This is a genomic window from Thalassotalea crassostreae (genome assembly GCF_001831495.1).
GTDB lineage: Bacteria > Pseudomonadota > Gammaproteobacteria > Enterobacterales > Alteromonadaceae > Thalassotalea_A > Thalassotalea_A crassostreae.
The window spans coordinates 886,145-911,005 of record NZ_CP017689.1 but is presented as its reverse complement, the minus strand read 5'-3'; the positions used below and the strand labels follow the sequence as shown (position 1 = coordinate 911,005).

Below are 24,861 nucleotides of genomic sequence, written 5' to 3'. Positions count from 1 at the left end.
ATCAATGAGAACTTTCATTGCAATTATATTTACGGTTCTGAACTTGATCAGTATTAGTAGTTTTGCAGCGAAACAGAAAGTTATTGATCCCAATAATCTATACCCACAAATTAAGATGGAAACCTCAATGGGGGTGATCATTGTTGAGCTTGATCGAGTAAAAGCGCCAATCGCGGTTAATAATTTTCTTCATTATGTGATCTCTGGCCAATACAACAACACCATTTTTCATCGCGTCGTTGAAGACTTTGTTGTTCAAGGTGGGGGCTATGATGCCAACTTTATTCCACGAAAAGTTGGCGAACCTATTATTAATGAATCAGGTAATGGTCTAAAAAATAGTTTTGGCACTATCGCCATGGCTCGAGAAAATGACCCTCATAGTTCAACCAGACAGTTTTATTTTAATGCCGGTGAAAATACTAATTTAGATCCCGGACGAAACTGGGGGTACACCGTATTTGGCAGCATTACCTTCGGCGAAGAGGTTCTAGAAAAGATGGCTGTGGCTAAAACGGATTTTCATGAAGGCCAAGGTTGGGAAGACGTGCCTGTAGAGCCAATTGTTCTTGTCAAAGCCACATTAATGCCTAGCGACTACATTCACCAATAACACAATCTTTAATCCGCTCTTGGATTAACGATAACTTCCACAAAAATAGACCATTTATACTCTGCCTTTAGCGATTATTTTGTTTTCTTGAATAATTGTACATTTGAGCTATTAATTACAATTAAACTTTTAGTTAATAATAATAATTAGACCTATTCAAAGTACTAACCTAGTCTTAGTAAAGTAGGGTTTATTTTGATCGTCACTAAATCAGAGGTCGTTTTGCATATAGATAATTTTATCAACGATAAAATTTCGCAGTTAGTGTATTACTTAAATGCGTTATTAAAACATTCGGTACACCATACCGAAGTTGATAAGTTTATATGGGATTGTTTTGAGGAATGGGCACAACTTAACATCACCGAAGAAACCCCAAACAGCGCAAAAGAACGTGTGTTTTGGCACTTAATGCACGAATTAAAACTTGGCTCTCTAAACGAGGTAGAAAAAAACTTATACTTGGCCAGTGAGATAGAAACATGCATGGACTTCTTGCAAGGAAAAGGCAGTTACCCCATTAATTGTATTGGCTGGAGACCAGTGTAATTTTCCAAACACTTTCGCTCCAATATCGAACAATACTTCAACAATCATTTTGTTTCGTTTTATAAATTCTAATCATCGACTATGACATCCGCTCCCCCCTGCGAATACTCGAGTTATATTGAGAAATTGATTCATTTGTAAGCAACTCAAATTTTAATTTATTTGAATTGAAAATAAGGAATGATTTTTCTTCTTAAATCGTTAGAATGAAATAATAAAGCAACGCCTTATAAAAGATTAACGGCGTTTATAAGAGACCTGATGCTAAATAAAATAAACATTCAACACAGTTGGAAAGAAAGCCTAGAAGCAATCCTTAACAAACAGGTGCTTTATATGCTGTTGCTAGGATTTTCGGCCGGCCTGCCCTTGTTATTAATATTCTCATCTTTGTCATTGTGGTTAGGCGAAGCTGGCATAGAAAAATCGGCAGTGACCTATTTTAGTTGGGCTGCTCTTGGTTATTCGTTTAAGTTTGTTTGGGCTCCATTGGTCGACTGTTTGCCAATTCCACTACTGACCAAAAAGTTGGGTCTACGACGCTCGTGGTTATTGGTATCGCAATTATCCATTGTACTGGCAATTTCTATTATGGCATTTACCAATCCGGCAGTAGAAGATCAGTTAATATTTATGGCGTTGGGCGCAGTTTTACTTGGTTTTAGCTCAGCAACTCAAGATATTTCTATCGATGCCTATCGAGTTGAGTCTGTATCGGTTAATATGCAAGCCTTGGTAAGTTCAAGTTATATCGCCGGTTATCGCTTAGGTATGATCGTTTCAGGTGCGGGGGCATTATATTTAGCAAGTTTTTTTGGCACCACGCCAGATAATTATCAATATTTAGCGTGGAAAAATACCTATCACTTCATGTCTCTATTTATGCTTATCGGCATTATCGCAACATTTTTAATCAAAGAGCCTGATATTCGAGATAAAAAACTTACATACAAAGCCAATGAATACCTAGGTTTAGTATTTACATTTGCGATCTCTGTGTTCGTCTTCATTACTTGGTTTGTCTTTACGTCGGACATCAGTATTCATGTTAAAGACTTCCTAACGGACATTGTGTACAGTAAAAATTTATCCGCATTTTTAGTTGAATTAGTTCGTCTGTTTGTTGGTATTTTTATCGCAATTGTCGCCGCTAAATTAACCAGTAAAACTCGCTTTGTCAGTAACGAACTAATTGATCAAAGTTACCTTGCACCAATCAAACAGTTTTTTAACGATTACAGTAAATCTACCGCATTATTGCTGTTAGCCTTAATCGGTCTATATCGTATTAGTGATATTGTATTAGGTGTAATTTCGAATGTTTTCTATCAGGATATGGGCTATAGCAAAACTGAAATCGCTGACGCGGTTAAATTATTCGGTTTGATAATGACATTGTTCGGTGGTTTTGTTGGTGGAATTTTATCAATGAAACTCGGCGTTATGCGAGTTTTGTTTATCGGAGCTTTTCTTGTTGTTGTAACTAATTTATTGTTTATTACCCTAGTCTATTCAGGCCACAACTTACCAGTATTATATGCTGTCGTTTCCATGGATAATTTAGTTGCTGGCATCTCAAGTGCAGCATTTGTGGCTTTCCTTTCTAGTTTAGTAAACGTCAAATTTACCGCAATGCAGTATGCGATATTTTCATCATTAATGACGCTGATCCCAAAAGCATTAGCGGGTTATTCTGGAAGTATTGTCGACAGTTTAGGTTATGTACCGTTTTTCATAATCGCTTCGGCGATTGGCTTGCCAATTTTGATATTAGTTTATCTGGCCAACAAACAACTAAAACTGCGTCAAACCTAACGATATAAACACATACCAACTTAGCAATTTGTAAACAGAGAAATTGATAGAGCAAAGTATTGAATTTACAGATAAACTTAGATTATCTTTGCTATAGTTACAATTATAAAAATTAATAAAACCAATATAATTAGGGACCTAGAAAACTATGTTATTACGTCTGTTGTTTATTCTACCTGTTGTTATGTGTCTGATATGGTGGTGGTATTTAAAGCAGCATAACTATACCGCGAAACAGGGCATCAAAGGCTTTGCTTACATTATTGCTTTTAATGTTTTTGTCATTGGCTTCTTCACATTAATGATCCATATCACCGATTAGATTTATTTTTCCACCTGCAAAAACTATTTTCAGATAAATCATTCGTTTGCATCACCACGGACTATACTGTACTCTGCGCACGCCTCAGCATTCACTGGGGTTTTGATTATTTGCAAATGAGACTTATCTATGAGCTTTGACGCTTTGGGGTTATCCCCCGCCATTCTATCAGCAGTTGCTGAACAAGGTTATGACACCCCTTCTCCTATTCAAGAACAAGCGATCCCTGCGGTATTAGCCGGCAAAGACGTGATGGCTGCTGCACAAACCGGTACCGGAAAAACCGCTGGTTTTACATTGCCAATTCTTGAACGATTAAGCGGTGGCGATAAAGTTAAAAGTAACCATATTCGAACTCTCGTATTAACACCGACTCGTGAACTTGCCGCGCAGGTAGGCGAAAGTGTCTCTACTTATGGTAAGAATCTAGGTTTGAGCTCATACATTATTTACGGTGGCGTTAAAATTAACCCACAAATGATGGCACTTAGAAAAGGTATCGATATTTTAGTAGCAACACCTGGCCGACTATTAGATTTGTATCAGCAAAACGCCGTTAAGTTTTCACAGGTTGAAGTCTTAGTGCTTGATGAAGCAGATCGTATGTTAGACATGGGCTTTATTAGAGACATAAAAAAAATCCTTGCGCTGTTACCTAGAAAACGTCAGAACTTACTATTTTCAGCCACTTTTTCAGATGAAATCCGTGATCTGGCCAAAGGCCTAGTAAATAATCCTGTCGAGATTTCGGTGACGCCAAGAAACGCAACAGCAGCGACTGTTGAGCAATTAGTTTACACCACTGATAAAAACAAGAAAGCACGGCTATTGTCTTATTTGATTGGCCATAATAATTGGCAGCAAGTATTGGTGTTTACTAAAACCAAACACGGCGCAAATAAGCTTACTAAACACCTTGAAGCTGATGGTATTAAAGCATTGGCGATCCACGGTAACAAAAGCCAAGGTGCGAGAACAAAAGCACTCGCTCAGTTTAAAGACGGTAGTATTCGTGTGCTAGTAGCAACCGACATCGCGGCCCGTGGTATCGATATCGACCAATTACCACAAGTAGTTAACTTTGAGTTGCCACACGTTGCCGAAGACTACGTGCACCGTATTGGTAGAACAGGTCGAGCAGGAAGCACAGGTCATGCCATATCTTTAGTATGTGCCGACGAATTTAAACTGATGGTTGCTATTGAGCGCTTAACTCAAAAGAAATTAGAACGTGCTGAAGTCGAAGGTTTTGAAGCGGCTAATGCTGTACCGAAATCTCATGATATTCGTCCGTTAAAACCGAAGAAACCGAAAAAGCCAAAAGCAAATAAGATTGAGCACCAAGATGGTCAACGTAGCTCGGATGTTGCACGCGGTCACAAACCGGCAGGCAAAAACAAAAAGCACGTAACTAAGGACAACCCTTGGGCGAAAAACACTTCGAGACGAAGAAAGCCAAGTGGCGGCACCGGTAAAAGTGGCGGCTCAGGTAAACCTAGCGGCAGCGGTAATAAAGGTCGTCATACTCGATAAGTAAACGTTTTAGCTACAGTTTCCGACCACAATAAATCAAAGGCTCAAAATAGGTTTCTATTTTGGGCCTTGTACCAATTGAGATAAATATGTGATCTACTTTTGGCTGAGGAAAAATGAGCAGATAATTATTTCACTTTGTACTATTTATCCGACCAAACCGCCAGCTCATTTTGACTTGGATCGGTAAAATGAAAACGACGCCCACCAGGAAAACTAAATATGGGCTGGACAATTTTGCCGCCGTGCTCAGTCACTTTATCGACACTGTCTTCAAGATTATCTGAATAGAATACAATTAAAGGTGCCCCTTGCTGATAATTGGCATGAGCATCACTCTGATAGAAACCGCCATTGATGTTTCCATCATTAAAAGCACTATACTCATCACCATAATCAACAAACTTAAAATCAAATACACGTTGGTAAAACGACTTGATCGCACCGATATCTTTAGCAGGTAATTCGAGATAACTTATTTTGTGATGTTGTTCCACGTTTTGTCCTTATTTATATCGTATCCATATGCCGAAAACTTTAATCTAAATCTTTGGTTTAAAACTTTAAGTTTTAAACCAAAATTGCTCAGGCATAAAAAAACCGAAGTAAATTAAATTTACTTCGGTTTATCAATATTAGCAATGTAAGTGTTTGCTGCTAGATCTTAGCCAGAACTTAGCCAACTAGCGCAAGTAATACACCAGCGGCTACTGCCGAACCTAGTACACCAGCAACATTAGGTCCCATTGCATGCATTAACAAGAAGTTATGAGCATTTGACTCTAAACCTACTTTGTTAACAACACGTGCTGCCATTGGTACCGCAGAAACACCTGCTGCGCCAACCAGCGGGTTAATTGGATCTGATGAGAACTTACGCATCAACTTCGCCATTAATACCCCAGCTGCTGTACCAATTGAGAATGCTACCGCACCAAGAGCAAGAATACCTAAAGTTTCAACATTTAAGAATGCTTCAGCGCTTAGCTTTGAGCCAACACCTAATCCTAGGAAGATAGTCACAATGTTAATTAACTCATTTTGTGCTGTTGAGCTTAAACGATCAACGACACCACATTCTCTCATTAAATTACCTAAACAGAACATACCTACAAGTGGTGTCGCTGCCGGCAAGAAGAATATTGTTAAAATAAGTACCGCTAACGGGAAGATTACTTTCTCAAGCTTAGTCACATGACGTAATTGCTTCATCACAACTTTACGTTCTTCTTCATTGGTCAATGCTTTCATAATAGGCGGCTGAATAATTGGTACTAGCGCCATATATGAATAAGCAGCAACTGCAATTGCACCAAGTAGTTCAGGAGCAAGTTTAGAAGCAAGGAAGATTGCTGTTGGACCATCAGCACCACCAATAATGGCAATTGCAGAGGCGTCTTTTAGGGTAAAGTCAAAACCTGGAATTGCATTTAATGCAATCGCCCCAAACAGCGTCGCAAAAATACCAAACTGTGCAGCGGCACCAAGTAATAACATTCTAGGGTTCGCGATAAGCGCCCCGAAATCAGTCATTGCCCCTACGCCCATAAAAATAAGCAAAGGGAAAATACCGGTATCGATGCCTGCATAATAAATATAATGCAATACGCCACCGACCTCTGAGAAGCCCGCTACTGGAATATTAGTTAAAATAGCACCAAAGCCAATTGGTAATAATAATAACGGCTCAAAACCTTTAGCGATTGCCAAATAGAGTAAACCTAAACCGACCAGCATCATGATAACTTGGCCTAGCTCGAAATTCGCTAAACCAGTTGATAACCAAAGAGTATATAACGACTCCATTATGACACCCTTATAGTGTTAGCAATGCATCACCGACCGCGACCGCATCACCTTCTTTAACATTAACTGCAGAAATAGTACCAGACGCAGTTGCTCTGATTTCAGTTTCCATTTTCATCGCTTCCATAATGATAACAACATCGCCTTCGCTAACTGTGTCACCAGCTTTAGCAACAATCTTAAAGATGTTACCTGCTAGTGGTGCATTAATTGCTACACCAGATGATGCAACCGGCGCACTTGCTGCAGGAGCAGAAGCAGCAGAAACTGGTGTCGGAGCGCTGCCCGACACAGCGATATGTTCAATCGAACCACTTGGCGCGACGATCACGTCGTAAACTTTACCATCAACTTGAACCGCATAGCTTTCTGGTTCGCCAGAATCACTTGCTGCGACTTTTAAGTCATCTTTGCTTGGCATTGGTTCAAACGCATCAGGATTGTCACGATTTTCTAAGAATTTCAAACCAATTTGTGGGAATAATGCGTACGTTAATACGTCATCGATCACTTCATCAGCTAAGGTAATATTTTTCTCTTTCGCCAGCTCACTTAGTTCTGCGGCTAACTTATCCATTTCTGGCTCAAGTAAATCGGCAGGACGACAAGTAATTGCTTCTGCACCATCAAGCACTTTAGCTTGTAACTCAGCATCAACTTCTGCTGCTGTTGCACCATACTCACCTTTAAGAACACCTGCAGTTTCTTTAGTGATTGATTTATAACGCTCACCAGTTAAAACATTGAGTACTGATTGCGTACCAACAATTTGAGATGTTGGTGTAACAAGAGGGATATAACCAAGGTCTTTGCGAACTCGTGGAATTTCTTTAAGTACTTCATCTAACTTATCTGCTGCGCCCTGTTCTTTTAATTGGCTTTCCATGTTCGTTAACATGCCACCAGGAACTTGTGCTAACAAGATACGTGCATCAACACCTTTTAAGCTACCTTCAAACTTACAATATTTTTCACGAACATCTCTAAAGTAAGCCGCAACCTCAGCAAGTTTTGTCATATCTAAACCAGTATCTCGGTCACGACCTTGAACTGCTGAGACAATTGATTCTGTTGGCGAATGACCGTAAGTCATACTCATTGACGAAATAGAGGTATCAATTACATCAACACCAGCATCAATTGCTTTAATGTGAGTTGCCATGCTTAAACCTGTGGTTGCATGACAATGCAATGACAATGGCAATTCAACAGTGTCTTTTAGTTTAGCGATTAGCTCTTCACCATCGTATGGATTAAGTAAGCCGGCCATATCTTTAATACATAAAGAATGTGCGCCCATATCTTCAAGTTTCTTGGCCATATCTAACCAACCTTGAGTAGTATGAACCGGAGACTCTGTAAACGATAAGGTACCTTGTGCGTGAGCACCAACTTTTACTGCTGCTTTAATCGCTGTTTCAAGGTTGCGAGTATCGTTCATCGCGTCAAAAATACGGAAAACATCAATACCATTTACGTGAGCACGTTCAACAAACTTCTCAACAACATCATCAGCATAATGACGGTAGCCTAAAATGTTCTGACCACGAAACAGCATCTGTTGTTTGGTGTTAGGCATTGCTGCTTTAAGTTTACGAATGCGTTCCCAAGGATCTTCACCTAAATAACGAATACACGAATCAAACGTAGCTCCACCCCAAGATTCGATAGACCAGAAACCAATTTCATCCATTTTACTGGCAATTGGAAGCATATCTTCTAAACGAAAACGTGTTGCTAAAAGTGACTGGTGGCCATCCCTTAATACGACTTCAGTGATACCTAAAGGTTTTGACATAGTTTACTCCTAATTTTTTCCGTTGTTCTTGCGGTAGTGAGCGACTGCTGAGGTAATGGCTGCTACCACGCCTTCTGGAATTTCATTTGGGTTCGCTCGAGCAGTGTTTGTTGATGCAGGCACTGGCTCTTCAAAATTACTGGCAATCTTAGCTAATAGTTTAATCGCAAAGATTAGCATGCCTAAAAACGCGAATACGAACGCCATGCCAACTAGCATGAGCATACCCGCTTCAATAAATGTTTCTGTTAGATTTTCCATAACTATTCTCAACAGTTAAAAGAATTAGAATAATCACTCCAATTTATAAAATCAACTGAGAATGTTAATTCTTTGTGTATAAATCTCACTAAAAAGACACTCAATTGTCCAATATACTGGCGTTTGCAACCAATAAAAGTACAATTAAAAAAAGTTAAATTTATTTTCATTAAGCACCCAAAGTACTACATGGCTATAAAAACGGAAAGAATAACTGGTTAAAAATCACGCTATTGTCATCATAATTAGTCAAAGTGATAAGTTTTTTATGCAGAATGAATGGGGTTCATACAAAAAAGCCCATCACGTTAGATAGGCTTTTGTAAAATCCGTCGAATTGTCCAAAAAGTCAATTATGCACGCTAAATTCGAAGCAAAAGTTTCTTGAAATCAGAAACGAAGAAGTGGCACTCAATGAGCCACCTGTTTATTGTTATTTTAACGCTTCAATGGCCATTTTATTACCATTTTTGGCAGCTAAAGTTAGCCACCTTCTGGCTTCTTCGGCATTTTTTTCAACCCCTATTCCAGAAGAGTAGAGGTAACCTAGTCCATATTGAGCCTCGGGGTGATTCCTTTCGGCTGCAAATTTAACCAAATGAAAGCCTAGTTCCTCGTTCTTTTCGATGTCTTCGCCGCTCAAGTATATGCGACCAAGAGCCCATGCTGAGGTGACATCGCCTTTATTGGCTGCAGCTTCAAATAGCACGATAGCATGGTCTACTTTTTTTTCTACCCCCTGCCCATAATAAGCCATTAAAGCTACGTACCTCATCGTTTTGGGTCTCTGCATACTGACAATTGCGCTAAAGTTTGAAAATGCAGTTTCATAATTTTTTTCAACACCGTTACCTGTGTAATATAATTCACCTATGTCTTCATAAGCCGCGAATTCCTTGTACTCTATTGCTTGACGTAAATAACTTAAACCAAGCCTAACATCTTTCTCCTGTCCAAGACCATTGATTGCCATCAACCCTCTCACTCGATAAGCAGGACCGAAGCGATCAAGTTCAATTCCAGAAAGTATGTCATTGGCTGATTTGTAATCGACTGCGCCCCCTTTGCCGTAAAAATGTAACATGGCCATTTGATATTTTGCCTTACGGTGGAGAGTAGTTTTTTGGTAATGACTTCTAGCAGCGGTATAATCTCCATTAGCCTCGGCGATCACGCCTAAAACGAAATGGCAATCAGTTTCACCTTTGTCAACACATTTGGATGCCCAACGTTTTGCCTTTTCAAAGTCCCTTGTATTATTGGTCGCTTCAACCGAATAGAGCTTAGATAAACTATTCATGGCATTTACATTTTCGTTCTGTGCTGCCATGTTCAGCCAAAACAAAGCTTTCTTATTGTCGACTTCTTTAACCTTGAAATAATAGATGTTTTCAGCATCAGGTCCAACTCTATAGGCATTGCCTGTAATATATTGTGCTTTAACATCACCATCTTGGGCTTTTGATAAACATTGACTTAAAGACTTACAGTGAGCCCTAGACTTCATTACCTTTCTAGCATTCTCCCAAATTTCGTCATCAGTTTCTGCCTTAGCAACAAAAGGTAAAAGCAATGGAAGCAGCAGCCCTATTCGTAATGACAAGCCGACGTATTTTTTTGCTAGAATTTTGTATCTATTCATTTTATTCTCTGCGTGGTGTTAGTTTATGCGTCTATAGGACACAATTTGTTGAATTAGCTCTCAATCTTTCTCGTTATGCTAGCAGAACAAATTGAGAGAGTTTTACTCAACAACTTAGAATTTTAACAATAATCATTTGAATTTGAATAATCAACAATCTATTTCCTCTTAGATACTAATTGCCCATCCTAATGGATGGGCTTTTCGTTTAATGTGGCGGACGCGGCAGGAGTCGAACCTGCGACCGCCTGGGATCTTGTATTAGCGCCTGGTACTCAGAAAAATTTAGGCAATAAAAAACCCGAGCCTTTCGGTTCGGGTTTTCTATTTAATGTGGTGGACGCGGCAGGAGTCGAACCTGCGACCGCCTGGGCTCTTGTATTAGCGCCAGCTACTCCTGGCAGAACCATCAATAAATTTTCTTCCAGATACGAAAAAGCCCATCCTAATGGATGGGCTTTTCGTTTAATGTTGAGGTTGCTACAAGGGTCAAACTGCGAATGCCTGGGATCTTGTATTAGCGCCTGGTACTCAGAAAAATTTAGGCAATAAAAAACCCGAGCCTTTCGGTTCGGGTTTTCTATTTAATGTGGCGGACGCGGCAGGAGTCGAACCTGCGACCGCCTGGTTCGTAGCCAGGTACTCTATCCAGCTGAGCTACGCGTCCGCGGTCGGTAGTTTTAAGTGATACCTCACTTCGATTGACAACCACTTCACTATTAAGAAAAGTGGCGGACGCGGCAGGAGTCGAACCTGCGACCGCCTGGTTCGTAGCCAGGTACTCTATCCAGCTGAGCTACGCGTCCGCAATCATTTTTTCCCATTTAATTTTAATTAAAAACTAAAATTAAATGGCGGTGAGGGAGGGATTCGAACCCTCGATAGGGTATAAAGCCTATACTCCCTTAGCAGGGGAGCGCCTTCAGCCTCTCGGCCACCTCACCAATGGCGTGCATATTAATGGATTCGAGAAATAAGTCAACGGATTTTTTCGTCTTTTTTTCTGTTTGGCGATATTTCAAACAAGAAGACTATTTTTCACACCATTTGAGACAAAAGGTTAACAGTAAAATTACGATATTTAACTTTACTGCTATTTTCCAATTCTACAGAAATAAATTATTTATTCCCTGAATTTTCATCATCGCCTTTTTCAGCTTGTATACGCATATAAATTTCTTCACGATGAACAGAAACTTCTTTCGGTGCGTTAACGCCGATACGTACTTGGTTCCCTTTAACCCCTAAAACAGTGACTGTAACGTCGTCACCCACCATAAGAGTTTCACCAACTCGTCTAGTTAATATAAGCATCCAAATGCTCCCTTTTTTAAATTTAAGAAATCGAAATAAAAGCTAACTATTCTGCAGTCATTGAGAAATCATTAACTCTTGAACCATGGTAACAAATTGAACAGATAGATAAACACTGAAATCCAATTATTTTCCATAACACATTAAAAAATTTAGCAAACTTTTCAGAAAAAGCTCTAATTAATTGAATTTAAGTTAAATATTTTATGCAATTTAGTAACAGATTGCTCCATTAGTTTATTAGACACGAGAACTGCTATTTTAATTTCAGCTGCATAAATCAGCTCAATTTTAATATTCTCGTTATTGAGAGTTTGTACAAGAGTTGCTGCAACACCGCTGTGTGACTTCATACCATTACCGATGGCCGAAACCTTTACTAAGTCTTGCTGACCTATCACCGAATCATGTCCGTAGTTATTCGCTACTGCCATACTAAGGGCTAAACTCTGCTGATAATCAACTTCATTAACACTAAAGTATATTGATAAAGCACCATCACTGCCTGCTAACTGACTAAGCATGTCAATTTCAATATCGGCTTTTGCTAGCTCATTTAGTATTGCTACTGAAAAGTGATTATTTGGCTTAATTTTTTCAATCTTGATCAGTGCTTGATTGTTATCTGCGGTAATCGCCGATACAGGATGTTTCTTATCTTTTTGCTGCTCAAAGTCAATGCGAGTACCTGTGCCTTTTGAAAAGCTGGAAAGTACTCTAAGTGGCATATTATGATTTCTGGCAAACTCAACCGAACGAGATTGCAGAACTTTCGCACCAGAGCTTGCCATCTCAAGCATCTCGTCAAATCCGATATGAGAGTGTTTTTTGGCAGATTCGTCAATTCGCGGATCCGTGGTATACACACCATCTACGTCTGTATAAATTTGACACTCTTTCGCATTTACTGAGGTAGCTATCGCCACCGCAGAGGTATCTGAGCCGCCTCTACCTAAGGTAGTGATATTCCCTTCCTCATCGACGCCTTGAAAGCCGGCAACAATGACGATATGGCCTTGTTGCAATTCTTTAATGATGCGGTAGTTATCAATATCTTGAATACGAGCTTTATTAAAGCGATTATTGGTTTTTAAACCTATTTGATGAGCCAATAAAGACACCGCAGAGTGGCCACGTTTGATCAGTGCCATCGCGAGTAAAGAGATAGAGACTTGTTCGCCGCTCGAAAGCAGCATATCGAGTTCACGTGGAGAAGGTTGTTCGTCAATGGCATTGGCCAACGACATTAGGCGATTAGTTTCGCCAGACATGGCGGAGAGCACAACGATAATGTCATGCCCTTGCCCTTTGGTTGCTATGATTTGCTCTGCAACTGCTTCAATACGCTCAAGAGAACCTACCGAGGTTCCCCCAAACTTTTGAACAATAGTAGCCATTAACTAATAATGACCTACGCTAGCTTTTCACTTAACCAAGATTCGACGCTTGCTAATGCTGTGCCTATATTTTCCGGTTGAGTACCACCAGCTTGAGCCATATCAGGACGGCCGCCGCCTTTACCGCCTACTTGCTCAGCAACCATTTTCACTAAATCGCCAGCCTTAACTTTACCGGTCAAATCTTTGGTAACACCAGCAATAAGGTTCACCTTAGCACCATTAGCTAAAGCAAGCATCACAATACCAGAGCCAAGCTTATTTTTAAGATCATCAAGCATATCTCTTAAGGCTTTTGGATCGCTTCCTTCAACATCGGCAATCAAGGCTTTCACACCATTAATTTCAATTGCTTGATTAATCAGGTCAGAACCTGCTTGAGCAGCTAACTTTTGCTTTAATGCGCTAATTTCTTTCTCTAGTTCTTTTGAACGAGAAATCATTTGTTCAACTTTCGTTAAGGTATTAGCAGCGTCAGATTTAACAAGATGAGAAATCTTAGATAACTTGTCAGCTTGACTATCAATGTAATCAAGTGCTGCATCAGCAGTGACAGCTTCAATACGACGAACGCCGGCTGCAATACCACCTTCAGAAGTGATTTTTAACAAGCCAATATCTCCGGTGCGTTCAACGTGAACACCACCACAAAGTTCAGTTGAAAACTCACCTAAGGTAACAACACGAACTTCATCATCGTATTTCTCACCAAATAGCGCCATCGCGCCTTTTGCTTTCGCTTCATCAATATTCATCAAAGCGGTTTCGCGTTGATAATTATTACGGATCTTATCGTTTACTAATTTTTCTACTGTGCGTAATTCAGCCGCCGTAACACCTTCAAAGTGAGAGAAGTCAAAACGAAGTTTATCAGCATCACAAAGAGAGCCTTTTTGTGTTACGTGCTCACCTAATACTTGACGCAATGCAGCATGTAACAAGTGAGTTGCTGTATGGTTTTTAACAATCGCTTGGCGACGCTCGCTATCAATTTCAGAATTAGCACGGGCGTTAAGCTGTATTGCTGACTTAGCGATGCCGTGATGTGCAAATGCATTACCAAGTTTAACTGTATCGGTTACTTCAAATTCACCAGAGTTGGTCGTTATAGTACCGGTATCACCAACTTGACCACCAGATTCTGCATAGAAAGGTGTTTTATCCAGTACAATTACGCCTTTCTCGCCAGCATTAAGTGTCGAGACACTGCCTTCGCCATTGAATAATTCAACTATGGTCGAGCTAAAGCTGTGGTTGTCATAACCTTTAAATGCCGTTGTTGCTTCAGATTTCAATTGTTCGTTGTAATCTGAACCAAAGTTACTGGCCTTTTGAGCGCGTTCTCGCTGCGCCTTCATTTCAGCGTCAAAACCGTCGGTGTCGATGCTTAGTTCTTTTTCGCGGGCAATATCTGCGGTTAAATCGGCAGGGAAACCATAGGTATCGTATAGTTTAAATACATCTTTACCTGGGATTACTTTACCTTCTAGATTAGCAATCACATCCGATAGTAAATTCATGCCACGATCTAATGTACGACCAAATTGCTCTTCTTCGATACGAATGATTTTTTCAATCACTGCTTGTTGTTTAACTAGCTCAGGGTAAGCTTCACCCATCTGTTCAACAAGTGCGGCGACTAATTGATGGAAGAAATGCGAAGATGCTTCAAGCTTATGACCATGACGAACTGCACGACGAATAATACGGCGCAATACATAACCGCGCCCTTCATTTGATGGCATAACGCCGTCGGCTACTAAGAACGAACATGAACGAACGTGATCCGCAATAACGCGCAGTGATTTATGCTCAATATCGTCACATGACAATAATTTTGCAGCGGCTTTGATTAAGCCTTGGAAAATATCTATTTCGTAGTTGGAGTGTACGCCCTGCATGATTGCTGCGATACGCTCTAAGCCCATACCTGTATCTACAGACGGCTTAGGTAAAGGTAACATTTCACCGCTCGCTTGGCGGTTAAATTGCATAAATACTAAATTCCAAATCTCGATGAAACGGTCGCCATCTTCTTCAGGAGAACCTGGAGGACCACCCCAAATATGCTCACCGTGATCGTAGAAAATTTCAGTACATGGACCACATGGACCTGTATCACCCATTGACCAAAAGTTATCTGACTCATATTTTTTGTCTGCTGACTTGTCACCAATGCGAATAATCTTTTCAGCTGGTACGCCTATTTTTTTATTCCAAAGTTCAAAAGCTTCATCGTCGCTTTCATAAACAGTAACCAATAGTTTTTCTTTAGGTAGATTTAATATTTCAGTTAAGAACGTCCAACCAAAGGTAATTGCTTCTTCTTTAAAGTAATCGCCAAAACTAAAGTTACCTAGCATTTCAAAAAATGTATGGTGACGAGCGGTATAACCAACGTTTTCTAAATCGTTGTGTTTACCACCAGCACGAACACAACGTTGTGATGATGTAGCTCGAGTATAACTGCGCTTTTCTGCCCCTAAGAAAACATCCTTAAATGGCACCATACCAGCATTGGTAAAAAGTAACGTCGCGTCATTACCTGGTACAAGTGAACTACTAGCAACTATTTGATGTTGTTGCTCAGCGAAGTAATTTAAAAATGCCTGTCTAATTTCGGCACTCGATTTAATCATGGTCATCATCCAACAATTTGTATTTAAATATAATTTATTCGGTTATTTGAATTAATGGGTGCTCAAAGGCGTTAATTCAAGTCCAATGCCGCGCTGATTTGTTCAAAATCAAAGCCGCGATATTGTAAAAATCTTATGCGTTTTGCTTTATCTTTTTGATCAACAATTTCGGTTTGGGCAAAACGTTTTACATAGGCAATCTCTGCCATTTCAAACCAATCAATGGCTTGACTATCATAAACGGCGTTTATGATATCACTAGTTAATCCTTTTTGCTTTAGTTGTGCGCAAATATACGTCCATCCATAGCCTTTTTGTACACGTTGGCGCAGCACTGCTTCGCCATACCTTAAATCGCTTTGTAAATCTTGCTCTGCTAAAGCATCCAATACCACTTCAATATCTTCTTTAACAAAGTCACGCTGTGATAATTTTTGCATCAATTCCTGTCGCGCGTGCTCGCGACGAGCAAGCAATGAGTAAGCCGCTTTTTTCACGTCTTTGTTAATCACAGGATTATTCTCATTATTAGCGATGTTATTTTCAGTCATTAGAATAATTCTTAATTTGCGTTAAGCATCATATTCTAACCAATGCTAACTAAAAATACAGTTTTCTAGTGCACTGTTTACCAATAAATGTGTTGACTCTAAATATAAATTGAAAGTTTTCACATCTTTTCTCACAAATCAGTTCTAAGATCTGTTATAAAATCTGCAAATAAATTTCGTTCCAGTAAAAATCTCCGATTAATGTGCCAAAATTAAAAGCAAATTAATGCCTAAGGCACTGCTATAGAACGAATAGATAATGATACTAAGAAACGGTATCTAATAATCAAATAATACAATTTATCCCCAAATTAAGGGCAGTTATGAATTTAAAAAAATCAATCTCTTTAGCATTTTTTGCGCTATCGGCTTTTAACGCTAACGCAGAGCAAAAACTGGGTTACTTTAGTTCGCCAACATTGCATGAAAACTCTTTAGTATTTACCGCAGAAGGCGATCTTTGGCATACCTACACAACCATAGGTAATGCCAAACGACTAACCACTCATGCGAGTGAAGAACTAATGGCAAGTATTTCGCCAGACGGAAAATTTATCGCATACAGTGCCAATTACGAAGGTAATTTTGAAGCTTATCTTATGCCAATTGGCGGCGGCGAACCTGTTCGACTAACTTACGAAAATGCCCGTGTAAGAGTGCAAGGTTGGAGTAATGATAATACCGTTATTTATGCCACTGATGCCAACCTTGGTCCGGCAAATTACTGGACTTTAAAAACCGTTAATACCGACAACTTAAATGTTAATCAAATTCCTTTAAGTGACGCTATTGAAGGTAGTGTTGATAGCAGTGGTAAGTATTTGTATTTCGTTCGTTTTGGTTTACAAACAACCGGTGATAATTCAAAAGTATATCGTGGTGGTGCCAAAGGACAATTATGGCGCTATGAATTAGGTAGCGATCAAGAAGCGACACCGCTAAGCAAAAACCATATTGGTTCAGTGCGTGAACCTATGGCCCACAAAGACGCTTTATACTTTATTTCTGACGCGAGTGGCAGTGACAACATTTGGTCAATGAACTTTGATGGCAGCAATATTAAACAAGTGACAAAGCATGCCGATTGGGAAATTCGTTTGGCTTCGATTCACAACGACAAAATTGTCTATCAGCTTGGCGCCGATATCCATCAATTGGACGTTAAAACCAATCAAGATGAAGTCATTGAAATTGCCTTAACGTCTGACTTCCCTGAGCGACAAGAACGATGGGAAAACAATCCTTTAAAATATTTTAAAGGCGCTGATATTGCAGGTAATACTGAAAAAGCAGTCATTACGGCTCGCGGAAAACTTGCTGTAGCGGGATTACACAATACGCGTTTGGTGGAAATCGACACACCAGCAAAGAGCCGCACACGTAGCGCAATTTTAAGTAACGATGGTAAGTGGGTATATGCCATTAATGATGTGACCGGTGAAAATGAAATTTGGCGCTATGCCACCGATGGCAGCAAAAATAGCAAGCAACTCACTAAAGATGGTGTATCGTTCAGATGGAATTTATATCTATCTCCTGATGGAAAATATATCGCCCATGACGATCGTGACGGTTATTTGTGGTTATTAAACCTAAGTACTGGCGACAATAAAATTATAGGTTATTCTGACTCTGGATCCTCTGCTTTTGATCATGTAGTTTGGTCTGCAGACAGTAAGCTTATTGCGTTTGCTGGCTCGCAAACAGGCTATGATCGTACCAGTATTCGTTTGTATTCACTGGCAACCGAGAAAAAATTACAGTTAACCAGCGATAAATACGAATCTACTAGCCCTGCCTTCTCAACTGATGGTAATTGGTTATATTTCTTATCTGCAAGGCATTTTAAATCGAACCCAACATCACCATGGGGTGATAGAAATATGGGGCCTGCATTTGATAAACGTACGCAAATATTCGCATACCCATTAACCGAAAACGCTAAATTTGCATTTGCAAAACCGACTGAACTCGATCAAGACTCAGCTAACAGTAAAACCGATAAATCGGCTGCAAATAGCGACACAAAAGATAACTCAAAAAGTGCCTCTATAAACAAGCCGTTGTGGGAGACAATTACCGACGAGTTATACCAAGTGCCAGTAACTAACGGCAATTATTCTAACTTAAGTGCCAACAAATCAGGGCTGTATTTCATCGATAGCAATGGTCGCAATAAAAACCTTAAGTTTCTTAAATTTGATAATATTGAACCAAAAGCAAAAGATTTCGCCAGCGGTGTACTTGGTTATGAGTTAGCAAGCAATGGTAAGAATCTTTTATTAGCTAAAAAAGGCGCAACAGCAACCAACCTTTATATTGTTAAAGCAGGAGAATCTGCTCCTAAAGATCTGAAAAAATCTCAAATCAATGCCAATCATTGGCAAATGGCGTTTAACCCAGTTGATGAGTGGCAACAGATGTTTCAAGATGCTTGGTTAATGCACCGTGAATTTTTATATGATCAAAATATGCGTGGCTTAGATTGGGCAGCAACCAAAGAAAAGTACCAACCACTGGTTGATCGCATTACCGCTCGAAGCGAACTAAACGATATCTTTGCGCAAATGATGGGCGAGCTTAACTCATTACACTCACAAGTTAGAGGCGGCGATGTTCCAATTGATGCGACTACGCCTCGAGCAAGTAGTTTAGGCGCACAATACCAACAAGTTAAAAATGGTGTTCAAATTGTCAATATATATCAGGCTGATAGCGACTTACCGAGCCTGGCTAGCCCTTTAGCGAAAGCTGGCATAAATGTTAACGAAGGTGATGTAATTACTCACATTAATGGCAAAAAAGTAAACTCGATTGTCGATATACAAAAGTCATTACGAAATCAAGCTGGCAAACAAATTCTACTGACACTTGAGCGTGGTAAAACGTCATTCAAACAAGTGGTTGTACCTGCAACTAGTCGACAAGATTCAACCTTTAGATATCATGATTGGATTAATCAAAATCAAACCAAAGTTGCTGCAACTGATAAAAACTTAGGTTATCTGCACATGTACGCAATGACTGCTAACGATGTAAACAGTTTTGCCAGAGAGTTTTACGCCAACATTAATAAAGACGGTTTAATTATTGATGTTCGTCGAAATCGTGGAGGTAACATAGATAGCTGGCTAATAGAAAAATTATTACGCCAAGTATGGATGTACTGGCAAGAGCGAGACTCAACGCCAGCAGGAAATATGCAGCAAACATTTAAAGGGCATTTAGTGGTATTAACCGACCAACTAACCTATTCAGATGGCGAGACATTTTCGGCGGCGATTAAGTCATTAGGACTAGCACCACTTATTGGTAAGCAAACTACCGGTGCAGGTGTTTGGTTAAGCGGCCGTAATGGTTTGACCGATAGAGGTATGGCACGCGTTGCTGAATTCCCTGTCTATGATGTCAATGGTAACTGGGTTGTAGAAGGCCATGGTGTATCACCGGATATTGAAGTAGATAACCTACCTTTTGCAACATTTAGTGGCACTGATGCTCAGCTTGAAGCTGGAATTAAATACTTAACCGATAAGTTAGCAGAACAACCGATTAAAAAGTTTGAAGCCAAGCCTATGGTTAAGTCTGGACCTGCTGCTGACGTAAAAAAGATCAAATAAACACACACTTTAAAAACAAAAAAGGACGATGAAATATCGTCCTTTTTTATTGCCTCTTTTTTTATATTTAGGCTAAGTTAGATTAAGTTACACTTAGCTAACACAAACACTAGTACTTACACAGGCACTTACATTAGTACTTAAACTAGTTGTCCTAGTCTAAATTCGGTGACAACCATCTTTCCGCATCAGTTATGCCCATGCCTTTGCGCTCTGCGTAGTTTTCGACTTGTTCTTTGTCGATTTTAGCAACCGCAAAATACTTACTATCAGGATGAGCGAAATACCAGCCACTTACCGCAGCTCCCGGCCACATCGCAAAGCTTGAAGTTAAGTCCATATCAATGTTGTTTTTAACATCGAGCAATCGCCAAAGTGTCCCTTTTTCGGTGTGTTCAGGACAGGCAGGGTAACCAGGGGCAGGACGAATACCTTGATAGCTTTCTCGTATTAACGCTTCATTATCAAACTGCTCATCAGCAGCATAGCCCCAATAATCTTTGCGGATACATTCATGCAGATATTCGGCACTAGCTTCCGCTAATCGATCTGCAACGGCCTTCAATAAAATCGAGTTATAGGTATCGTGTTGCTCGTCAAACTGACGAACTAATTCATCGGCACCAAAGCCAGCAGATACTGCAAAGGCACCAACATAATCTTCTATATTGTCATCTTTGCTAGCAACATAATCACTTAAACAACGATTATATTGGCCAGCTTTTTTCTTAGTTTGTTGACGCAAACCGCACAAGGTTTGTAGCTTTTGAGTTTTACCTTCATCGGCAAACACTTCAATATCTTCATCGATACTGTGCGCAGGAAACAGTCCAAACACTGCTCTTGCTTGCAAACTGTTTTCATCGATCACTTTATCTAACATTGCATTGGCGTCATTAAACAACTTGGTTGCTTCACCGCCAATTAATTCATGTTCTAGTATTTTCGGATACTTGCCTGAAAGCTGCCAGGTCAAGAAAAATGGCGTCCAATCGATATAGTTGCGAACCACGTTTAAATCGAGATTTTCTAATACCGTAACGCCGAGTTTATTTGGTTTTTTCGGTGTGTAGTCTTCAAAACTTAACGGGAATTTGTTTGCTTTAGCTTCTGCAAATGTAGAAAGCTGGGTGCGTGGCCCTTTGTTTTGATGACGTTGACGAACGGTTTCATATTCTTTTTCAGCTCTAGCTACTAATTCACCTTTTAACTTTGGATTTAATAACGCGCTTACTACTGACACAGAGCGAGATGCATTAGGTACGTAGATCACCGGATGGTCGTAGTTTTGTTCAATCTTAACCGCAGTATGGGCTTTCGATGTTGTCGCACCGCCAATAAGTAATGGCAAGTCAAAATCTTGACGCTGCATTTCTTTGGCAACATGCACCATTTCATCTAACGATGGCGTGATCAGTCCTGATAAGCCGATAATATCTGCTTTCTCTTCTCTAGCGACTTGTAAAATCTTTTCACAAGGAACCATGACGCCTAAATCAACAACGTCATAGTTATTACATTGGAGAACTACGCCAACAATGTTTTTACCGATATCGTGAACATCACCTTTTACCGTCGCTAAAACTACCTTACCGTTGCTACTTGCTTCGGTTTTCTCAGCTTCAATAAACGGTTGTAAGTGGGCAACCGCTTGCTTCATTACGCGGGCAGATTTAACCACTTGCGGTAAAAACATTTTACCTTCACCAAACAAATCACCAACGACATTCATGCCGTCCATCAACGGCCCTTCAATAACATCTAACGGACGGTCTGCTTCTAATCTTGCCTGTTCGGTATCTTCAACAATAAACTCATTAATGCCTTTAACTAAAGCATGCTCTAATCGTTTAATTACCGGCAATTCACGCCACGATAAATCAACGGTGCTGGCTTTAGCAGCACCAGTACCATGATATCGACTAGCAAGATCTAATAATCGCTCTGTCGCTTCTTCATCGGTATTTTGAATAACATCTTCAACTGCTTTCAATAAGTCCTTTGGAATGTCAGCGTAAATTGCCAACTGGCCCGCATTAACAATCCCCATATCCATGCCATTGTTAATCGCATGATATAAAAACACCGCATGAATGGCTTCACGAACAACGTTGTTTCCTCGAAATGAAAACGATACATTTGATACTCCACCAGAGACCATTGCATGGGGTAAGGTGTCTTTAATTGCCTTCGTTGCTCGAATGAAGTCAACCGCATAATTGTTATGCTCTTCAATACCAGTTGCCACGGCGAAAATATTTGGGTCAAAAATAATATCTTGTGGAGGAAAGCCTATTTCATCGACTAACATGTGATACGCACGGCTACAAATTTCAACTTTTCGAGCTTCGGTATCTGCCTGTCCTACTTCGTCAAACGCCATAACGATTACTGCGGCGCCATAACGCCTAATCAGTTCAGCTTGCTTTCTAAAGCTTTCTTCGCCTTCTTTTAAACTAATCGAGTTGACGATGCCCTTACCTTGAATACATTTCAGGCCTGCTTCTAAGATCTCCCACTTAGAAGAGTCGATCATAATTGGTACCCGAGCAATATCAGGCTCACCGGCAATCAGGTTTAGCAACTTGACCATGGCAGCTTCAGAATCAAGCATACCTTCATCCATGTTGATATCGATGATCTGCGCACCATTTTCCACTTGCTGTAATGCTACTGCGATCGCTTCATCATATTTTTCTTCAGTGATCAGACGCTTAAATATTGCTGAGCCGGTAACGTTGGTTCGCTCACCAACGTTAACAAATAAGCTGTTTTCATCAAGGTTTAATGCTTCTAAGCCAGATAAACGACAAGCGATCTTTTTAGCTTCAACAATGCGGGGTTTCACGTTAGCAATGGCATCACTGATTGTTTTAATGTGCTCAGGCGTTGTACCACAACATCCGCCAACCACATTTAAAAATCCTGACTGTGCCCACTCAACGATGTGCTCGGTCATTTCAGCCGCATCTAAATCATATTCACCAAAAGCATTCGGTAAACCCGCATTTGGATGAGCTGATACTGGGAAGTCTGAAATTTGGCTGAGCTCTTCAACATATTGGCGCAACTCTTTTGGACCAAGTGCACAGTTTAAGCCAATACTAATAGGTTCGGCATGGCGCATTGAGTTGTAAAATGCTTCACAGGTTTGCCCTGATAGTGTACGACCTGACGCATCGGTAATGGTGCCAGAAATCATAATAGGTAAACGATAACCAATGTCTGCAAACACAGTTTCAATAGCAAATACCGCAGCCTTGGCATTTAGCGTATCAAAAATGGTTTCGATCATAATGATGTCAGAACCGCCTTCAATTAACGCCTGTATCGATTCGATATAAGCATCTTTTAATTCATCAAAACTAACATTACGAAATGCAGGGTTATTGACATCAGGAGATATTGAACAAGTACGGTTTGTTGGGCCTAAAACACCTGCGACAAATCTTGGTTTATCCGGCGTTTTCGCCGTTATTTCATCGGCAACTTGACGCGCAATTTGAGCGGCAACTAAGTTGATTTCCCGACTTAATGATTCCATGTCATAGTCAGCCATGGCAATCGTTGTCGCATTAAAGGTATTAGTTTCGATGATATCCGAGCCAGCAACTAGGTATTGGCGATGAATATCCTTGATAATCTCAGGTTGAGACAAAACTAGAAGGTCATTATTTCCTTTGACGTCACAATGCCAATCGACAAAGCGCTGCCCTCGATAATCTTCTTCTTCAAACTTATGTTCTTGGATCATGGTGCCCATTGCGCCATCTAATACTAAGATGCGTTGGCTTAATTGCTGCTCCAATAAACGAGTTTTTTCTAATTGTTCTACTGATGATTTCACTTTCTTTTTCCTAACAGTGTACGGTTATCGTCACTGCCTTCAAGATGATAAGGGGTAATTTGATAGACGTAATAATTTAACCAATTGCTAAATAATAAACAGCCATGGCTGCGCCAGCTGTTTAGTGCTTTTGCCGATGGGTCGTCCTTGGGAAAATAATTTATCGGTAAGCTAACGTCATCACTAGTTGTTAGGTCCCGTTGATATTCATCACTTAAGGTAAATGAATCATATTCAGGATGGCCAGTAACAAACACCTGCTTTTTGTCTTTACTTGCCGTTAAATAAACACCAGCAATGTCAGCTACACCAAGTACATTCAACTCGTCAATGGTGCGATATTCTGCTTCACTTATATCACCAAAGCGTGAATGAGGCACTAAAAACTCTTCATCGAAGCCTCGAGTTAATGACTCCATAGGATCAAGTGTTTGATGTCGATAGACACCTGATAACTTCTCTGTTCTCAATTTGCGGTGTAAACCATAAAAATGAAATAGCGCTGCATGAGCTGCCCAGCATGAATACATGGTAGATGTAACGTTATTTTGAGCCCAATCAAATACTTGTTGAATCTTAGGCCAATAAGTAACTTCTTCAAAATCCATTTTTCCTAACGGCGCACCGGTTACAATCAATCCATCGTAGTGCTTATCCTTTATATCATCAAAATGACGATAGAAATTATCAAGATGAGCTTTAGGAGTATTTTTCGACTCATTTAGATGTAATCGCACAAATTCTATATTAATTTGTAATGGCGAATTGCTTAACATTCTAAGAATTTGAATTTCCGTTTCAATCTTGTTTGGCATCAAGTTCAATATCGCTACTTGCATAGGGCGAATATCCTGATTAATCGCTCTATTTTCGGACATTACAAAGATATTCTCATTAGCGAGAACTGCAAGTGCAGGTAATTGATCAGGTATTTTAATCGGCATAATAAATAGTAAACAATAAGTAATTTAGCGTTCGAACATTGGCTTATAGTACTAATTCGCCCGGCATTGTCAACATCTAAACGTATAGACGTCTAAATAAAAGAATCCTAGAAAGCTAAAATCAAGATAATAAAACGAACATGTGCATCAAAAGTCTATTAAGAAAAAGTTGCACTAACTAGTTCAATTATAATATTTAATAAAATAGTT

The 24,861-nt window shown here is 39.9% G+C and carries 17 protein-coding genes and 3 tRNA genes; 6 read left to right on the top strand and 14 right to left on the bottom strand.

Annotated features, from left to right (window positions below; all coding sequences use genetic code 11):
• The first annotated feature begins 4 nt into the window (after positions 1 to 4).
• The 5 genes from LT090_RS04070 (at position 5) to LT090_RS04055 (ending at position 4,832) form a co-directional block, all read left to right on the top strand.
• Positions 5 to 613, top strand: coding sequence for a peptidylprolyl isomerase (locus LT090_RS04070; RefSeq protein ID WP_068546072.1), 609 nt, complete (start codon positions 5 to 7; stop codon positions 611 to 613).
• 222 nt (positions 614 to 835) lie between these two features.
• Positions 836 to 1,162 carry a hypothetical protein gene (locus LT090_RS04065; RefSeq protein WP_068546073.1) on the top strand — a complete coding sequence of 109 codons (327 nt, stop codon included), beginning with the start codon at positions 836 to 838 and terminating at the stop codon, positions 1,160 to 1,162.
• Positions 1,163 to 1,423: 261 nt separating this feature from the next.
• Positions 1,424 to 2,977, top strand: a complete 1,554-nt coding sequence (locus LT090_RS04060; RefSeq protein ID WP_068546074.1) for an AmpG family muropeptide MFS transporter — start codon at positions 1,424 to 1,426, stop codon at positions 2,975 to 2,977.
• Between the two features lie 148 nt (positions 2,978 to 3,125).
• Entirely contained in the window at positions 3,126 to 3,299 is a 174-nt protein-coding gene (locus LT090_RS17060) for a hypothetical protein (protein WP_193408718.1), read from the top strand.
• Positions 3,300 to 3,428: 129 nt separating this feature from the next.
• The gene (locus tag LT090_RS04055; RefSeq protein ID WP_068546075.1) at positions 3,429 to 4,832 is read left to right on the top strand and encodes a DEAD/DEAH box helicase; all 1,404 of its coding nucleotides are present in this window, start codon (positions 3,429 to 3,431) and stop codon (positions 4,830 to 4,832) included.
• Between the two features lie 143 nt (positions 4,833 to 4,975).
• Here LT090_RS04055 and LT090_RS04050 read toward each other — a convergent pair whose 3' ends face one another.
• The 12 genes from LT090_RS04050 to LT090_RS03990 form a co-directional block, all read right to left on the bottom strand.
• Positions 4,976 to 5,329, bottom strand: a complete 354-nt coding sequence (locus LT090_RS04050) for a VOC family protein (protein ID WP_068546076.1) — start codon at positions 5,327 to 5,329, stop codon at positions 4,976 to 4,978.
• A 178-nt stretch (positions 5,330 to 5,507) separates the two neighbouring features.
• Entirely contained in the window at positions 5,508 to 6,638 is a 1,131-nt protein-coding gene (locus LT090_RS04045; protein WP_068546077.1) for a sodium ion-translocating decarboxylase subunit beta, read from the bottom strand.
• 10 nt (positions 6,639 to 6,648) lie between these two features.
• Complete coding sequence (gene oadA, locus LT090_RS04040; RefSeq protein WP_068546078.1) at positions 6,649 to 8,436, bottom strand: sodium-extruding oxaloacetate decarboxylase subunit alpha; 1,788 nt, start codon at positions 8,434 to 8,436, stop codon at positions 6,649 to 6,651.
• Positions 8,437 to 8,445: 9 nt separating this feature from the next.
• On the bottom strand, positions 8,446 to 8,697 hold the full coding sequence (locus tag LT090_RS04035; RefSeq protein ID WP_068546079.1) for an OadG family protein: 252 nt from the start codon (positions 8,695 to 8,697) through the stop codon (positions 8,446 to 8,448).
• Positions 8,698 to 9,130: 433 nt separating this feature from the next.
• A complete protein-coding gene (locus LT090_RS04030; RefSeq protein WP_068546080.1) occupies positions 9,131 to 10,339 on the bottom strand; it encodes a tetratricopeptide repeat protein in 1,209 nt (402 codons plus the stop codon).
• A 590-nt stretch (positions 10,340 to 10,929) separates the two neighbouring features.
• Positions 10,930 to 11,006, bottom strand: a tRNA-Arg gene (locus tag LT090_RS04020).
• A gap of 62 nt (positions 11,007 to 11,068) precedes the next feature.
• Positions 11,069 to 11,145, bottom strand: a tRNA-Arg gene (locus LT090_RS04015).
• Positions 11,146 to 11,191: 46 nt separating this feature from the next.
• A tRNA-Ser gene (locus LT090_RS04010) sits at positions 11,192 to 11,283 on the bottom strand.
• A 175-nt stretch (positions 11,284 to 11,458) separates the two neighbouring features.
• Entirely contained in the window at positions 11,459 to 11,653 is a 195-nt protein-coding gene (csrA, locus tag LT090_RS04005; RefSeq protein ID WP_068546082.1) for a carbon storage regulator CsrA, read from the bottom strand.
• A gap of 176 nt (positions 11,654 to 11,829) precedes the next feature.
• Positions 11,830 to 13,050, bottom strand: coding sequence for an aspartate kinase (locus tag LT090_RS04000; protein ID WP_068546083.1), 1,221 nt, complete (start codon positions 13,048 to 13,050; stop codon positions 11,830 to 11,832).
• Between the two features lie 14 nt (positions 13,051 to 13,064).
• Positions 13,065 to 15,689, bottom strand: coding sequence for an alanine--tRNA ligase (gene alaS / locus LT090_RS03995; protein ID WP_089153012.1), 2,625 nt, complete (start codon positions 15,687 to 15,689; stop codon positions 13,065 to 13,067).
• Between the two features lie 71 nt (positions 15,690 to 15,760).
• On the bottom strand, positions 15,761 to 16,240 hold the full coding sequence (locus tag LT090_RS03990) for a regulatory protein RecX (protein WP_068546085.1): 480 nt from the start codon (positions 16,238 to 16,240) through the stop codon (positions 15,761 to 15,763).
• A 323-nt stretch (positions 16,241 to 16,563) separates the two neighbouring features.
• Between LT090_RS03990 and LT090_RS03985 the strand changes: the two genes are divergently transcribed.
• Positions 16,564 to 19,860, top strand: a complete 3,297-nt coding sequence (locus tag LT090_RS03985; RefSeq protein ID WP_068546086.1) for a S41 family peptidase — start codon at positions 16,564 to 16,566, stop codon at positions 19,858 to 19,860.
• A gap of 154 nt (positions 19,861 to 20,014) precedes the next feature.
• Here the strand turns inward: LT090_RS03985 and metH are convergent, their stop codons facing one another.
• Complete coding sequence (gene metH, locus LT090_RS03980; protein ID WP_082897132.1) at positions 20,015 to 23,707, bottom strand: methionine synthase; 3,693 nt, start codon at positions 23,705 to 23,707, stop codon at positions 20,015 to 20,017.
• Entirely contained in the window at positions 23,704 to 24,651 is a 948-nt protein-coding gene (gene metA, locus LT090_RS03975) for a homoserine O-acetyltransferase MetA (RefSeq protein ID WP_068546087.1), read from the bottom strand. The genes metH and metA overlap by 4 nt, the downstream gene beginning before the upstream one ends.
• Positions 24,652 to 24,861 lie beyond the last annotated feature (210 nt).